This is a genomic window from Streptosporangium sp. NPDC020072 (assembly GCF_040631445.1).
Lineage (GTDB): Bacteria > Actinomycetota > Actinomycetes > Streptosporangiales > Streptosporangiaceae > Streptosporangium.
In genome coordinates this window covers 334,537-347,647 of record NZ_JBEYAB010000010.1, presented here as the reverse complement: position 1 = coordinate 347,647, position 13,111 = coordinate 334,537, and the positions used below count along the sequence as shown (strand labels likewise).

The window sequence follows — 13,111 nt, the reverse complement described above, 5'->3', positions numbered from 1 at the left end:
TGCACTGGCTTTTAGCACACTGTTGAGTTCTCAAGAAACGGACGCGTTCACCGTCCGCCGCCACACCACCCGGTGCGACCACTTCAGGGGCACAAGCTTCCGTGTTCCCATCCTATCATTTCCAGCCGGTCCGTGTCAACCCGCCGCCTTCGCAGCCACTCGACACCAACCCACCAGACCCGCTAGGATCTCGCTCACCCCGTCTCCGGAGCAACCCTTCCAACTTACTCTGACATCCGGCTTCTGTCCAATCGTCCGTGGACGATTCAGACAAACGACTGCCGGAGCAAGGAGGTGGGGTACCGAGCGGGTCGCTGTCTTCGAAGCTCTTCGGCCTCTGCGGCTCGCCGCTCTGCGAGAAGAACATTACCAGGCCCCACGGGTCCCAGAGACAACTTGCCAACCATCCCCAGCACCTGCGCGTCCCAAACGTTCGTAGGGAGTCGACCGCGCAAGCGCTTATCAAGCCGTTCGCAATCGCCCCCGGATACGAAGTTGGCACGAGGGTCAGGATTCTGACTCCACCGTGGAGGTGAGCACCATGACCCGTTCAGAGTTCGACGACATCCGCGCACACATCGATGCGGAAGCCGATCGCCCCGGTGATCTGCTCAGGGTCGCCAGGTCCCTTTTGAGTGATCTTGAGGACGCGCGGATGCGTGAGGCCATGCTCCGCGCCGAACATCTACGTCTTCTCACCGCAGCCCGTGCGACGGCCGCCGCGGAGGCGGCCGGGCGCGCGAACCCGCTTTCCTACATCACCGAGGAACTCGCCCGGCAGGGCCAGCTCCCCGCTACCGAGGTCGAGGTGGACCAGATCCTGCTGGACGTCCGTACCGCGACCACGCTGCTGACCCAGCTCGAACAGGCCCCCGCGCCGGTCACCACCGGAGGCGGGCCGCGCGTTCGCAGGTGTGCCGGCACAAGTCGCACTCTCCCCAGATGAGGCGTTCCGCGTCGTTGACCTGGGCTTGAACCAAGATCTGTAAGACTTCAGGCATGTGGCAGCGGGGGCTGGATTGGGGCGCGACGACCCTCGTAGGGGTCTTCGGCGTCCTGTGGGTTGGCGTGGTGGTGTTCGCAGCGGCCGAAAGACCAATGTGGACGAGTCTCGGACAGTGTGTCTTCGGGGCCTTCCTCATCGGCTGGTCACTGCACAAGACGTTCCTGCTGCTTCGCCTCCGCCCCCGACACAAAGCGCGGCACCGTAGGGTCAGGGCCTGACTAGAAGCCGGTTCTGAACACTCGCAGTTCATCCGCCACTTCCCGGCACGGGATTCCAAGGTCGAACCTGCTGAGGAGGAAGATCTCCTCTCCTGTGTCGATCTCCAGGAGTTCCGTGCGGGAAGTGAAGCGCGTCCGAGTGTCCACACGAATCCGTTCGACCGCACTCCACGGCACTCTCTGGGCGCCGGAGAAGCCTCGCACCACGATGAGTCCCTCGCCGTCCGCACTGAGCCGTACCGGGGCCAGGAGGTCACGTAGGGCGAGGGTGGCGGCCACCAGGGCTGCGGCGCCCGCCAGGATCGTCCCGCGTGGGTCGTCCAGATTCAGTACGGCCAGCACCGCGAATGCGAGCGCCGCAACGACCTTGACGATGAGCAGTTCTCTACGCACTCTCCAGCGCAGGGTCGGTCCTGACATGTCAGCCACACCTTGCACGCTAACCGCTGGGTGTCCTGTCTGGAACAAAGTGAAAGGCCCTGATCTCTAAGAGATCAGGGCCTTCCCTTGGTAGCGGGGACAGGATTTGAACCTGCGACCTCTGGGTTATGAGCCCAGCGAGCTACCGAGCTGCTCCACCCCGCGTCGGTATGTCTCAACACTATCGGCCTCCACCGCCAAGAGCAAATCGATACGAGGCCGGGGCAATCGATTCCTTTGAAGCATGGGATGAAATGGAAGAAGGCCCTGATCTCTGAGAGATCAGGGCCTTCCCTTGGTAGCGGGGACAGGATTTGAACCTGCGACCTCTGGGTTATGAGCCCAGCGAGCTACCGAGCTGCTCCACCCCGCGTCGGCGTGCTTTCACACTACCCGGCTTTGGCGATGAATGCGAACTCAATAGCCGCGGTGCCCCTAGGAACTCGGCGAGGGAGACGGTGTCGGCGTGGTCGAAGGGGTGGCTGACGGAGTCGCCGAAGGGGTTGCCGTCCCCGAGGGAGACGAGCTCGGCGTCGGCGACGGGGTCGCGGCAGGGGCTGTGGAGGCCGAGGCGTTCTTCACCTTCTCCAGGGCCTCCTTCAGCGCCTTCTGAGCCTCGCCGTAGGCCGTCCAGTTCGGCGGCTTGGCCTCCAGGGCACGCTGGGCGTCGTCATAGGCCTTCTGGGCCTCTCCGATGGCCTGGCTCAGCACGGTGTTCGACTGGGCGGGGACATCGGGTCTGGTCTCCGGCTTGTTCTGCTGAGCACTGTTGCCGAAGACCTGTTCGAGCGCACCCTGGAGGGTCTCGGCGAAGCCGACCTTGTCTCCGAAGGAGACCAGGACCCGACGGAGAATCGGGTAGGGCTCCTGTCCCGAGGAGGCCGCCGTCTCCACGTAGACGGGCTCGATGTACACCAGGCCCCCGGCGAACGGCAGGGTGAGCAGGTTGCCGTAGCGGACCTTCGCCCCACCGATGCCCAGAAGGTTGAGCTCACCGGAGAACTTGTTCTGGAAGTTGTTCTGCACCTGACCGGGGCCGGGAATCGTGGTGTTCGACGGCATCCGCAGGATGCGCAGCCTGCCGTAGTCGTCACCCGGTGTCGCGTCGACCGCCATGAAGGCGGCCAGGTTCGGCCCCTGGCGTGGCACGAACGTGGTGGTCAGCGAGAAGGTGGGTTCCTGGGTGTCGGGCATCTTGACCGACAGGTAGTACGGCGGCTGCTTGATGTCGTGTCCGCCGGAGGACGGGTCGTTCGGGACGTTCCAGAAGTCCTGGCCGCTGTAGAAGGCGTCCGGGTCCTGGATGTGATAGCGGGAAAGCACGTCACGCTGGACCTTGAAGAGCGCCTCCGGGTAGCGCAGGTGCTGCTTGAGGGACTCCGACATCTCGCTCTTCGGCTTGATGATCCCTGGGAAGGCGTTGCGCCAGGTCTGCAGGATCGGGTCCTTCTCGTCCCAGGCGTACAGCGTGACCGTGCCGTCGTAGGCGTCGACCGTGGCCTTGACGGCGTTGCGCATGTAGTTGATGTTGTCGCGCGGCTGCTGCACCACCTGGCGTGGGTCGGTGACCGTGTCGCGGGTCATCGACTCCAGGCTCCTGCTGTCGGAGTAGGGGTAGGAGTTGGAGGTGGTGTAGGCGTCGGCGATCCAGACCACCCTGCCGTCGATGACGGCCGGGTAGGGGTTGTCGTCGAGGCTCAGGAACGGCGCGACCTTGGCGATGCGGTCCTGCGGGTTGCGCTCGTAGAGGATCCTGGACTTGGCGTTGACGTCTCCCGAGAGCAGCAGGTTCGTCTCACCGTACTTGGCCGCGTAGAGCAGGCGGTTGAAGAACGAGCCGACGGGGACGCCGCCCTTGCCGGTGTAGGTGGTGTTCTGCTGACCGGTTCCACTGCTCTCCGGATAGTCGAGCTCCTGGCCGACCTTCCTGTCACCGCCGACGATGACGTACTCGGGGGCGGCCGGGGACTCTCCGAAGTAGATCCGCGACTCCTTCAGGCCGATCCGGTCGGCCAGAGAGCCGGTGACCGGCATGTCCTTGGCGTCGAAGTCGGGCAGACCCTGGGAGTCGACCTTGTTGCCGGGCGCGGCCACGAAGCCGTAGCCGTGGGTGTAGACGAGATGCCGGTTGATCCAGTTGTCCTGCTCCCTCGGCGGCCCGGTGAGCTCGCGTACCGCGACGACGGTGTCGCGCGGCTTGCCCGTCTCGTCGGGGTAGCGGTCGACGTCGAGCGGGTCGTGGAAGTCGTAGAAGCCTCGGATGCGCTGCTTCTGCTGGTAGGTCTTGGCGACCAGGTTGGGGTCGAGCAGCCGTACACCGGAGATGGAGCTGTCGGTGGTGACGTTGACCTTGGAGGCGTCGCCCTGGGCGGCGTACTCGATGACCTCGGTCTTGTCGATCCCGTAGGCCTTTCTGGTGGCCTCGATGTTGCGCTTGATGTACGGCTGCTCACGGTCCTGCTGGTTCGGCCGGACCTGGAACTGCTCCACGAGAGCCGGGTAGACCCCGCCGACCAGGATGGCCGACAGGACCAGCAGGCCGAAGGCCACACCGGGCAGCATGCCGCCGGGCCGTACGATGCCGGCGAAGAACAGGATCGCGCAGATGAGGGCGATGATCGCCAGGATGGTCTTGGCGGGCAGCACCGCGTTGACGTCGGTGTAGGAGGCACCGTAGGCGAAGCCACGGTCGGAGAAGACCAGGCCGTATCCGTCGATCCAGTAGGCGACGGCCTTCAGCAGCACGAACACGCCGAGCAGCACCGACAGGTGCACCCTGGCCGCGCGGGAGGCGTGCACGCCGGGCGACTGCAGTCTGAAGCCCCCGTACAGGTAGTGCACGATCGCCGCCATGACGGCCGACAGGATGACCGCGGTGAACAGGAAGTTCAGCACCATCCTGATGAAGGGATAGGTGAACATGAAGAACGACAGGTCGATACCGAACTGCGCGTCCTTCTCACCGAACGGGGTCGCGTTGAAGAACTCCAGCCACGTCTTCCACTGCCCCGCGAGCGATGATCCCGAGAACAGGGCCAGCACTCCGGCGCCGATCAGGAAGATCAGTTTGCGGTGCGGGTCGAGGGCCATCCGGTAGCGGTCGGCGCCACTCGCGCCGCCGAACGTTCCGGGGCCGAACATGGGTCTGGCGCGGTAGGCCAGCAGCATGTTGCCGCCCACGAGGCCGACCATGAGCACGGCGCCCACGAAGAAGAGCAGGATCTGTGTGACGACCACACCGGAGAAGACCGCTGTGTAGTCGACCGAGTCGTACCACAGGTAGTCGGTGTATATACCTGCGAAGAGGAAGAACAGCGCGACGATCACGACGATCGCTATCGCGACAGGAAGCAGCAGTCGTGGCCGGCGGGGCAAGCGCATCGCCCTACCGGCTCCGGGGGTCCGGAAGCTCAAGGCCAACCCCTTGTCGTAAAAGAGCACGGTCCGTGTCTGGAAACCTACACCGGTGGGGGTACGGCCGTGCTAAGCCGCTCTGGCAGGGTCCGGCCACATCCCCTGCAGGTTCCAGGGTTCAACGGGTCAACGCGTGAGACCTCGGATGAGTGCCCCGACGTCGTTCTCGGGCCCGAGACCGTACGCAGGGGCGCTCTCAGCTCGCCGAGCAGGTCGGTATGGAGCCGGTTCCCGTGCGGATCGCGTCGATCGCCTTCACCGCGTCGTGCAGCGTGCTCACCTTGTAGAGCCGCATCCCGTCGGGGACCGACTTGACCGCCTCCGCGCAGTTGTCCGCGGGCGTGAGGAAGACCGTCGCCCCCGACCTTCTGGCGCCGACCATCTTCTGCGAGATGCCGCCGATCGGGCCGACCTTGCCCTCCGGAGTGATCGTCCCGGTCCCGGCGATCGACTTGCCGCCGGTCAGCGGACCGGGGGTGAGCTTGTCGACGATGCCGAGGGAGAACATCATGCCCGCGCTCGGACCGCCGACGTCACCGACGTTGATCTTCACCTTGAAGGGGAACTTGTAGCTGATCCGCATGGTGATGCCCACGATCGGCGTGCCGTCCTTGGCCGCCACGGTCGGGACGGCCACGGTGAGGCTGCGGTCGCCGCGGTTGACGGTGAAGGTGACCGTCTCGCCCGCCTTGTGCCTGCGGACGATGCCGGAGACGCTCTCCCTGTCCGTCGCGGGGACGCCGTCGACGGAGACGATCTCGTCGCCGGTCTGGAAGTGCCCGTCCGCGGGCAGGCCCTTCTGGGTCGAGGCCACGGTGACGACCGAGGTGTAGGGGATCTTCAGTTCGGTCAGCGCCGCCGCGGTCGCGTCGTCCTGGGAGTTGGTCATCTCCTGGAAGTTCTGCTGCTCGACCTCCTCGGCCGTGCTGGTCGGCGGGAAGATCGTCTCCTCGGGCACGACGGCGACCGTGGGGTCGATCCACCCCCTGAGCGCCCTGAACAGATCGATCCTGTTGCCCGGGCCACCCTGGTAGGCGACGGTCACCAGGCTCAGCTTCCCGTCTGTCGGGTAGGTCTCCCGGCCCTCGATGCTGATCACCGGCTTGCCCTTGACGTCACCGATGGTGTTCTCCGTGGGCCCCGGACTCAGCACGACGTACGGCACGGGCAGCAGGGCGCCGACAACGCCGAGCAGAAGCGTGAGGAAGCCTGCCACCATCAATGTCAGCGCTCGTCGGGACATGGGAGGAAGCCTATTCCGTGTGACCGGTCAGAAGGCCGCACCCCCGCGCCGTCACCTTCCAGATTGTAAGGATCGCTCCTCAGCCGCAGCTTCCGACCCATTCGGTCGAGCCGTCGGCGAAGGCCTGGTTCTTCCAGATGGGAACCTCGGCCTTGAGGTCGTCGATCAGGCGCCGGGAGGCCTCGAACGCCTCGCTCCTGTGGGGAGCAGCGACCGCGACGATGACGGCGATGTCGCCCAGGTCGAGGTCACCGACCCGGTGCACGGCGGCCAGCGCGGTGATCGGGAAGTCGGCCACGATCTTCTCCGCGACCCGGCGCAGCTCCTCCTGCGCACTGGGGTGCGCGGAGTAGGACAGGCGGGTCACGGACTTGCCGTGGTCGTGGTCACGCACGGTGCCCACGAAGATCGCCGTGCCGCCCGCGGCGTGGTCGCCGATCGCGGAGAACACCTCGTCCACCGAGAGCGGTGTGTCGCGGATGCCGAGCAGGCGGATGACATTCACGGCTCAAAGGCTACCCGGCGGGCGGGGAGCTCCCCCGCTTCGGGCACGGGAGGCACGGCCGGGACGGCGACGGCCGGGGGCGTGCTCGGGACACGCCCCCGGGAGGGCTTCAGACGCGCCGCTTCTTGCGGGCGGCGCGGACGATCGCCGCCGTGCCGAGGACCGCGACGGTCGCACCGGCCGCGGTGAGCGTGGCCTCCTTGCCGGACAGCCGACGACCGACCACCGCGTGCCTGCCCTCGCGGAGTTCGAGCAGCTGTGTGAGGGCCGCTTCGTTGCTCCAGGCCGGTTTCCACCCGGCGTCGCGGAGCCCGGCGCAGTCGACGACCCAGGGATAGACCACGTAGTGCAGGTCGGTCGCGGGAGCCGGGGTGATACCGAGGCGGTGCAGGCGCTGGGCCGTACCGAACGTCAGTCCTGCGGGCAGTTCGAACCTGCGCAGACCGGAGAGCTCCTCCACCTGCTCCTGTTCGAGCCAGCCCTCACTGCCGACCGCCACGACGCCGGAGACGGAGCCGAGCGCGGCCAGCTCAAGGGCCGAGATCAGGTCGTCCACGTGGCAGAACTGCCAGCGGGGGCTGCAGCCCTTGACGCTGAGCAGCCTGGGGGCCTCGAAGTGGCGGGTGACCACGCTGTCGACGCCTGGGCCGACGACGGCCGCCGGGCGCAGCACGGTCACCTCAAGGCCGGGATGGCTGCGCAGTGATCTCCTGACCAGCGCCTCGATCTCCAGATGGTCGCCGACGATGCCGGTGTCCGGCTCGGCCGCGACCGCGGAGTCCTCTGGCAGTGGGACGGGGTTGTCCTGGGCGGCGCCGTACACCATGGCGCTGGTGACCAGCACGACGCGGCGCACCCGGGCGGCGGCCGAGGCGGTGAGCACCGTCTGTGCCGCGCGCAGGTTGTAGGCGCGCCGCTCGGCCGGGTCGGCGTCGAGCGCGTAGTCGCCCGCCAGATGGACGAGCACGTCGATGTCGGAGACCCGGTTCGCCAAGAGCGGATCTCTGACGTCGAGCACCCTCCAGGTGACGTCGGGTACGTCGCCGCGCTGCTCGTCGATGGCCACGACTCTGCGGAAATCCGCAGACGAGGCGACCTTCGAGAGGAAGGCACGGCCGATCCCCGAGGCCGCGCCGGTTACGGCGACGACCGGGAGCCGGGGGCGTTTCGAGGTAGGCACCAGGTCCTCACTTTGCACTGACCCACCATGCGACGGATAACGTGGCGGTTGTGGACTCCTCCATCCTGCACGAGGTAGAGCGGTGACTGACTTGCCAGGTCGGGAAAACGACCCCAACGAGAATCCGTTCGCCATGTTCGGCGACCCGGAGCAGATCGCGGCGGCCATGCGTCAGTTCGCCGACATGCTGTCCGCCCCGCAGAGCTCCGGTCCCGTCAACTGGGACATGGCGAAGAATATCGCCCGGCACGTCGTGGCCGCCGAAGGCGATCCGAGTGTCATGGAAGGCGAGCGGCGCCAGATCGTGGACGCGCTCAACCTCGCCGACCTGTGGCTGAACGAGGCGACCACGCTGCCCAGCGGGGTGAACAACCCGCAGGCGTGGAGCCGGTCCGAGTGGATCGAGAAGACCGTCCCGGTGTGGCGGCAGCTGTGTGATCCGGTCGCCGCCCGCATGGTCGAGACCATGAGCGGCACGCTCGGCGCGACGGGTCTGCCCGCCGAGGCTCAGGCGATGGCCGGGCCGCTGATGGGCATGATGAAGCAGATGGGCAGCATGCTGGTCGGCCAGCAGATCGGCCAGGCCCTCGGCTCTCTGGCCCGTGAGGTCGTCGGCTCCACCGACATCGGCCTTCCGCTGTCGGAGAACGCCGCCCTGCTGCCCGGCGGCATCGCCGCGTTCGGTCAGGGGCTTGAGACTCCCGTCGAGGAGATCCGGATCTATCTGGCGCTGCGCGAGGCCGCGCACCACCGGCTGTTCCAGCACGTGCCGTGGCTGCGGGTGCACCTGTTCGGCGCGGTCGAGGAGTACGCCAGGGGCATCACGGTCGACGTGTCCGCGCTGGAGGAGCAGTTGCGCGGCCTCGACGTCAACAACCCCGAGCAGCTCCAGCAGGTGCTGAGCGGCGGCAACCTGCTCAAGCCCGAGGAGACCGAGCGGCAGAAGGCCGCTCTGGCGCGCCTTGAGACCATGCTCGCGCTGGTCGAGGGCTGGGTCGGCACGGTCGTCGACGGTGCCGCCGAAGGCAAACTGCCCTCCTCGGCCGCCCTGGCCGAGACCGTACGGCGTCGCAGGGCGACCGGCGGTCCCGCTGAGCAGACCTTCGCCACGCTCGTCGGCCTGGAGCTGCGTCCGCGCCGTCTGCGTGAGGCGGCCGCCCTGTGGCAGGCCATCGAGCGCGACCGGGGCATCGACGGGCGGGACGCGGTGTGGAGCCATCCCGACCTGATGCCGACCGCGGATGATCTGGACAATCCCGAGGGTTTCGTCAGGGGCGAGCCCGAGCTGGACCTGTCCTCCCTTGAGGCGTCGCTCGGCGAGGCCCCGAAGGAGCCGGAAAAGGGGAACGACGACCCCCAGGACGGCGCCGCGTGAGCCTGCACGCGCACGCGCAGGAGGTTCTCGCGGCCTGGAAGGCGCCCACGGCCGATGAGGAGAGCCTGCGCAGGGAGTTCCTCGATCATGTGCGGGCCCATGAGGACGCGATGTGGCGGGAGTGCGTACCCGGCCATCTGACGGCCACGACCGCGGTGATCTCCCACGACGGCGAGCGGGTGTTGCTGACGCTGCACCCCAAGGCCGGGATGTGGCTGCCCATGGGCGGGCACTGTGAGCGCGGGGACGTCTCACTCGACGGCGTCGCGCTGCGGGAGGCGACCGAGGAGTCGGGCATCGCCGGTCTGCGCCTGCTTCCCGGTCCGCTCGCCCTCGACCGCCACAAGGTCTGGTGTCACCCCCCGCACAGCCACCATCTCGACGTGGAGTACGGCGCGGTCGCCCCCGCCGACGTGGAGGCCGTGATCAGCGAAGAGTCCCTCGACCTGCGGTGGTTTCCGATCGAGGAGATCCCCGAGCTCTCCGACGAGGCGACCCGTAGGCTCGCCAGGCGTGCCCGTGAGGTGATGCGCCAGATCTGAACCGGTTTATGTTCGGCTCACACGACCATCGATAATGTCGTCACATTGGGTGACCGATGAATCGAGGCGTAGTGAGCACGGACACAGCCGGTGGCGCGATTCTGACTCCGGTACGACGACGACGTTCGCCCCGGATTCCCAGCGCTCTGGTCTGGGCGGCGCTCACTCCTTTCGCGGCCTGGGCTGCGGCCAGGGTCACCGGTCTCGAACGTGGCTCACTCACCGCTCAGCTGATGACGGCCACGCCGTACGCGGCGGCCGGGTCGCTGTTACCTCTGTTCCTGGCCGCGGCGACCCGCCGCCGTGCCGCCACGGCTGTGGCGTTGGTCACCACGGCGGCGCTCGGGCTCAGTGTCCTGCCCCGCGCGTTCGCCTCGGCGCAGCCTCCCTCCGGAGCGCCGTTGCGGGTGCTCACACTCAACATGTTGTTCGGTCACGCCGATCCGGGCGCGGTGATGGACCTGGTCAGACGGCTGCGGCCGGACGTGCTGAGCGCTCAGGAGCTGACACCGGGGATGGTCGAGGAGCTCGACGCGGCCGGGCTGAAGGACGTCATGTCGCACCGCGTGCTGCAGACGGCCTGGAGCGCCAGCGGCAGCGGCCTTTTCTCCCGCTATCCGCTGGCCCCGCTGGAGAACCTGTTCCAGCCCATCGGGCACAACATGCCGGCCGCGGTGCTCAGCGTCCCGGGGGTGGGGAACATCGAGTTCGTCGACGTGCACACCTTCCCGCCGCTGGGCAGCCAGGTGCACGAGTGGAGCGCGGCGTTCGCCGCATTCCCCGACGCCTCCCCGGATCGGCTGCGGATCTTCGCCGGTGACTTCAACGCCAGCCTCGACCACGCCGCGATGCGCCGTTTCGTCAGCCGGGGCTACGCCGACTCGGCTGATCGGACCGGCCAGGGGCTGGTTCCGACCTGGCCGGTCAACAGCAGGATTCCGCCGGTCATCACCATCGACCATGTCGTGGTCGACCAGCGGATCGGAGTGCGGGAGGTGAGCATCCACACCGTCCCCGGCACCGATCACAGGGCGGTCTTCGCCGACCTCAGCCTGCCTTCGATCTGAGCCCGGTCTTCTCAGACCGACAGCAACGCCCGGGTGTTGTCCCAGCCCTCAAGGCCGGGGTCGAGCCTGTGGACGTCGGCGGGAGCGCGCAGACGGTGCCAGCCGGGGCCGGTCGCGACCCGCCAGGAGGCAGGGGCCAGCGTGCGCAGGGTCCTGACCGGCTCGGGGTCGTCGAAGCCGATCTCGGCCCAGTCGGGCCACGGTGTCCGTGTGGCGATCGCGACGACCCCGCCCTCGACGGCCGGGCAGACGGCCAGCCCCGCGCTGCCAAGCGCGCGGAAGAGCTTGCCGATCAGCAGCGGCGGCAGGTCAGGGGCGTCCCCGCTCAGCAGAACCACCTGGCCCGCGTACGGCGCGGCGGCCGAGACCACCTCGAACGCGGCCCTGACCAGGGGTGCTCCGGAAAGCTCGGGGATCTCAAGGACCGGGGTGCCCGGCCAGACGACCTCTTCCATCCCGGGCACGCTCGTCACGAGGACCGGGGTGACGAAGTCGAGGGTGCTGACGAGTTCGTAGGTGTCCTCGACGACGGCCGTCAGGAAGCTCCCGGGGTCGATCCCCGGTGGTGCCCCGGCCGACATCGACGATGTGACGACGACCGCGACCAGGCGGTCCTCCGTACGCTCTGAGGTCAACACTCCTCCGCGACGCCCGCCGCCATGGAGAACCCCTCAAGGAAGCCGCGTGCCCGTTCGGCCTTGGGGTAGTGGTCGACCAGCGCCCAGAAACGAGGTCCGTGGCTGGGCACGAGCAGGTGGACCAGCTCATGCATGATCACGTAGTCGACCACCCACGACGGCATGCCCCGGAGCCGTGTGGAGATCCTGATGGTGCCGTGATCCGGGGTGCACGAGCCCCAGCGGTGCTGCTGGTTGTCGACCCAGCGCACGCTCGACGGTCTTGCCCGCCCGTCGAGATAACGTGCCGAGAGCTCGCTCGCCCGCTCGAAGAGGTCGTCGTCGGAGGGGCGTCTTCGCTGCTCCTTGGCCGCCAGCCGGTCGAGCATCCGGCGCACCCATTGCTCCTCGTCGGTACTGCTCAGCCCGGCGGGGAGCAGCACGATCGTTTTCTCGCCGTCGCGGTACGCGGATACGGTCCGCCGACGACGAGAACTTCGACGGACCTCGACTGTCTCGGGGGGCACATATGAACGGTAGCCGAGAATCACGAATTCACACCAGAGGGCCGAACACGTTCTGGCTGGTCAATCCCTGTTCGTCGATTGTTCAGCAAGACCGATCGGTTATGGCTGGAGCCCGTGGAATTAACCGGACCGCCGATCCCCTCAGGAGCCGCCGAATCTCGGGGACCGTCGTTCCCGCTGCGCCGCCAACCCTTCGAGCAGGTCGTCAGAGGCCATGGTGACGGGTTGGGCGAGAGACTCCCAGCGCAACGCGGCGTCGAGGTCCGCGTGCCCACCGCCCGCAAGGGCCACCTTGGTGAGCCGGGTGGCGACGGGGGCGTTCGCCGCGGTCCTCGAAGCGATCTCCAGCACCTGCGTCATCAGCGTCTCTCGGGGAAACGCCCTGGTCACCAGCCCCGATGCCGCCGCCTCCGCGCCCAGCATGGTGCGGCCGGTGAGCAGCATCTCCCTGGCGACCCCGACCCCGGCGACCCTGGGCAACAGGTAGGTGGCCGCCATTCCCGGGTGCAGGCCGAGCGAGGTGAAGGGGGCCAGCAGCTTGGCCTCCTCCGCCGCGTAGACCAGGTCGCAGGCAAGGGCCAGGCACAGCCCGGCTCCGACGGCGGCGCCGTTGACCGCGGCGATGGTCGGTACCTCCAGGTCCGCCACGGACAGCCAGGTCCGATAGAAGCCCAGCATCCTGTCACGCAGGACGGGCACGCTCTCCGCTCCCCGGTCGGCGAGCCAGGACAGGTCTCCTCCCGAGCAGAACGCGCTGCCCTCCCCGGTGACGACCACGCATCGCACATCCTTGTCGCGACGCAGGTCGGAGACCGCCAGCCGCCACTGCTCCGTCATGCCGTCCGTCATCGAGTTACGCCGGTCGGGGCGGTTCAGGGTGAGCACCACGACGCCGTCGTCGCGCCTGTCGATCAAGAGCTCGTCCATGGCGGGAGCGTAGTACACCGGAAGTTATCCACAGGCGGCGGGAAACGTCTTCGCGATCTTTTGAGGGCGT

Annotated in this window: 12 protein-coding genes and 2 tRNA genes; 4 read left to right on the top strand and 10 right to left on the bottom strand. The window is 67.6% G+C overall.

The window, feature by feature from the left end; all coding sequences use genetic code 11:
- Nucleotides 1-541 precede the first annotated feature (541 nt).
- Entirely contained in the window at nt 542-946 is a 405-nt protein-coding gene (locus tag ABZ470_RS25655; RefSeq protein WP_352016211.1) for a hypothetical protein, read from the top strand.
- A gap of 278 nt (nt 947-1,224) precedes the next feature.
- Here ABZ470_RS25655 and ABZ470_RS25650 read toward each other — a convergent pair whose 3' ends face one another.
- The 7 genes from ABZ470_RS25650 to ABZ470_RS25620 all read right to left on the bottom strand — a co-directional run bounded on the left by ABZ470_RS25650 (nt 1,225) and on the right by ABZ470_RS25620 (nt 7,989).
- The gene (locus ABZ470_RS25650) at nt 1,225-1,644 is read right to left on the bottom strand and encodes a PH domain-containing protein (RefSeq protein ID WP_362914321.1); all 420 of its coding nucleotides are present in this window, start codon (nt 1,642-1,644) and stop codon (nt 1,225-1,227) included.
- A gap of 88 nt (nt 1,645-1,732) precedes the next feature.
- Nucleotides 1,733-1,809, bottom strand: a tRNA-Met gene (locus ABZ470_RS25645).
- A gap of 131 nt (nt 1,810-1,940) precedes the next feature.
- A tRNA-Met gene (locus ABZ470_RS25640) sits at nt 1,941-2,017 on the bottom strand.
- 62 nt (nt 2,018-2,079) lie between these two features.
- Nucleotides 2,080-5,025 (bottom strand): UPF0182 family protein, encoded by a 2,946-nt coding sequence (locus ABZ470_RS25635; protein ID WP_352016213.1) that lies wholly within the window; start codon nt 5,023-5,025, stop codon nt 2,080-2,082.
- Between the two features lie 229 nt (nt 5,026-5,254).
- Complete coding sequence (locus tag ABZ470_RS25630; protein ID WP_352016214.1) at nt 5,255-6,301, bottom strand: PDZ domain-containing protein; 1,047 nt, start codon at nt 6,299-6,301, stop codon at nt 5,255-5,257.
- A 79-nt stretch (nt 6,302-6,380) separates the two neighbouring features.
- Nucleotides 6,381-6,806, bottom strand: coding sequence for a molybdenum cofactor biosynthesis protein MoaE (locus ABZ470_RS25625; protein ID WP_352016215.1), 426 nt, complete (start codon nt 6,804-6,806; stop codon nt 6,381-6,383).
- A 109-nt stretch (nt 6,807-6,915) separates the two neighbouring features.
- Nucleotides 6,916-7,989: an NAD-dependent epimerase/dehydratase family protein gene (locus tag ABZ470_RS25620; RefSeq protein ID WP_352016272.1), complete on the bottom strand. Its 1,074-nt coding sequence runs from the start codon at nt 7,987-7,989 to the stop codon at nt 6,916-6,918.
- 130 nt (nt 7,990-8,119) lie between these two features.
- Between ABZ470_RS25620 and ABZ470_RS25615 the strand changes: the two genes are divergently transcribed.
- From ABZ470_RS25615 to ABZ470_RS25605, 3 genes are all read left to right on the top strand, one after another.
- Entirely contained in the window at nt 8,120-9,361 is a 1,242-nt protein-coding gene (locus tag ABZ470_RS25615) for a zinc-dependent metalloprotease (protein ID WP_362914331.1), read from the top strand.
- A complete protein-coding gene (locus tag ABZ470_RS25610) occupies nt 9,358-9,903 on the top strand; it encodes an NUDIX domain-containing protein (RefSeq protein WP_352016217.1) in 546 nt (181 codons plus the stop codon). Before ABZ470_RS25615 ends, ABZ470_RS25610 begins: the two co-directional genes overlap by 4 nt.
- 71 nt (nt 9,904-9,974) lie before the next feature.
- Nucleotides 9,975-10,970, top strand: coding sequence for an endonuclease/exonuclease/phosphatase family protein (locus ABZ470_RS25605; RefSeq protein ID WP_352016218.1), 996 nt, complete (start codon nt 9,975-9,977; stop codon nt 10,968-10,970).
- Nucleotides 10,971-10,981: 11 nt separating this feature from the next.
- On the opposite strand, the gene ABZ470_RS25600 is transcribed toward ABZ470_RS25605, so the two are convergent.
- The 3 genes from ABZ470_RS25600 to ABZ470_RS25590 form a co-directional block, all read right to left on the bottom strand.
- Nucleotides 10,982-11,605 (bottom strand): DUF2064 domain-containing protein, encoded by a 624-nt coding sequence (locus ABZ470_RS25600; RefSeq protein ID WP_362914319.1) that lies wholly within the window; start codon nt 11,603-11,605, stop codon nt 10,982-10,984.
- Nucleotides 11,602-12,114 carry a M48 family metallopeptidase gene (locus ABZ470_RS25595; RefSeq protein WP_352016220.1) on the bottom strand — a complete coding sequence of 171 codons (513 nt, stop codon included), beginning with the start codon at nt 12,112-12,114 and terminating at the stop codon, nt 11,602-11,604. Before ABZ470_RS25595 ends, ABZ470_RS25600 begins: the two co-directional genes overlap by 4 nt.
- Before the next feature lie 141 nt (nt 12,115-12,255).
- Complete coding sequence (locus tag ABZ470_RS25590) at nt 12,256-13,041, bottom strand: enoyl-CoA hydratase/isomerase family protein (protein WP_352016221.1); 786 nt, start codon at nt 13,039-13,041, stop codon at nt 12,256-12,258.
- Nucleotides 13,042-13,111: the final 70 nt, after the last annotated feature.

What these genes read in the sequence shown, in the direction of transcription:
- ABZ470_RS25655 (WP_352016211.1), top strand. Translation starts at nt 542, where the DNA reads ATGACCCGTTCAGAGTTCGACGACATCCGCGCACACATCGATGCGGAA.
- ABZ470_RS25650 (WP_362914321.1), bottom strand. Translation starts at nt 1,644, where the DNA reads ATGTCAGGACCGACCCTGCGCTGGAGAGTGCGTAGAGAACTGCTCATC.
- ABZ470_RS25635 (WP_352016213.1), bottom strand. Translation starts at nt 5,025, where the DNA reads ATGCGCTTGCCCCGCCGGCCACGACTGCTGCTTCCTGTCGCGATAGCG.
- ABZ470_RS25630 (WP_352016214.1), bottom strand. Translation starts at nt 6,301, where the DNA reads ATGTCCCGACGAGCGCTGACATTGATGGTGGCAGGCTTCCTCACGCTT.
- ABZ470_RS25615 (WP_362914331.1), top strand. Translation starts at nt 8,120, where the DNA reads ATGTTCGGCGACCCGGAGCAGATCGCGGCGGCCATGCGTCAGTTCGCC.
- ABZ470_RS25590 (WP_352016221.1), bottom strand. Translation starts at nt 13,041, where the DNA reads ATGGACGAGCTCTTGATCGACAGGCGCGACGACGGCGTCGTGGTGCTC.